Raw genomic sequence first — 1,096 nt, 5'->3', positions numbered from 1 at the left:
ACGCCTACCTCGCCGACGTCATCACCCGCATCATCGCCGGCCACCCTCAAAACCAGATCGATGACCTTTTGCCCTGGGCCTATGCCCCAGCGCCACTCAAGGCCGTGGCCTGAGAACAGCGGTTACGGCGGATTCTCTGCGCTCGACATTTCTGATGACCTATGGACGAGTCACAGCCTGCCGTGAATTGACAGACGCGCCAAGGGATGACTGCCGACGCGGTATGGAACTACATCCGGCACCGATCGCGCGGTATCGTCCTCAAGGCGGTCTATTCTCCGCCCCGCAGACACAAAAATGGACCTATCGGATGCTTCTGCTGCATGCAATCAAGCGATGCTCAGGGCGAGAAGAATACCAACATAAGAAAGATGCAGACTTCCAGACCGAGGCTTGCGGTGATCAGCCACCGCAGCCGCCTTACGCTACGGCGCAAGTCGCCCCAAGGACTGTCGGCTTGCTGAAACATCATCGCCTCGTCGCTTGTCGTTTGAAGGCCATGCGTAATTTCTCCTCGGACACCATGGTAGCCTTCAGGGGATCTCGGTCAAGTGCAGGAAATGATGTCGTGTATCTCAGCCGACAGGCCAAAACGTGGCTGTTGCTATTTCAGTCCTCGGCGCCACCCGATGACGACTACAACCGCAAATCCATCTCGATCATCAATACGGCTGACCACGCGCGCTTTTCGCGAACTGTTGCGCCTTCACGGGATCGAGCAGTTCGATGACATCCACGTCCAGAGCTTTCGCTATCCTGGCCAGGACCAGTATGGATGGATTGCGCACGCCGCGCTCGATACCGCTGATATAGCCACGATCGAACCCGCTGTCCGTCGCGAACTCCTCCTGTGTGAAGTTTCGCTCCTTGCGCAGGCGTCGCAAATTCCAGCCGATGCGATCGCGGATGTCCATCGCGCGGCACGATCAGCTGATGCGACTGATCCGCCCACGACTTATAAGACTCATTTTGTTGATTTCCGCTGAGAGCTGACCCGGGATTGAGGGATTTTTCCATTGAGAAGTGACCCATGTTTGAACCCACCCCTGCTGGTTGATTGCAGGGGACTTTGGAGTGATAGACATGGCGTTACTGA

At 56.6% G+C, this 1,096-nt stretch carries 2 protein-coding genes; one reads left to right on the top strand and one right to left on the bottom strand.

Features of this window, described 5'->3' with window-relative positions; all coding sequences use genetic code 11:
- Positions 1–113 (top strand): transposase domain-containing protein (locus E6C48_RS22345; protein ID WP_136357771.1); only part of this gene is annotated, 113 nt, incomplete at its 5' end.
- Between the two features lie 549 nt (positions 114–662).
- Here E6C48_RS22345 and E6C48_RS22340 read toward each other — a convergent pair.
- Complete coding sequence (locus E6C48_RS22340) at positions 663–914, bottom strand: helix-turn-helix domain-containing protein (RefSeq protein ID WP_136360400.1); 252 nt, start codon at positions 912–914, stop codon at positions 663–665.
- Between the last annotated feature and the right edge of the window lie 182 nt (positions 915–1,096).

The organism is Ollibium composti, from assembly GCF_004801285.1.
Lineage (GTDB): Bacteria > Pseudomonadota > Alphaproteobacteria > Rhizobiales > Rhizobiaceae > Mesorhizobium > Mesorhizobium composti.
This window is presented reverse-complemented; position numbering and strand designations above follow the sequence as displayed.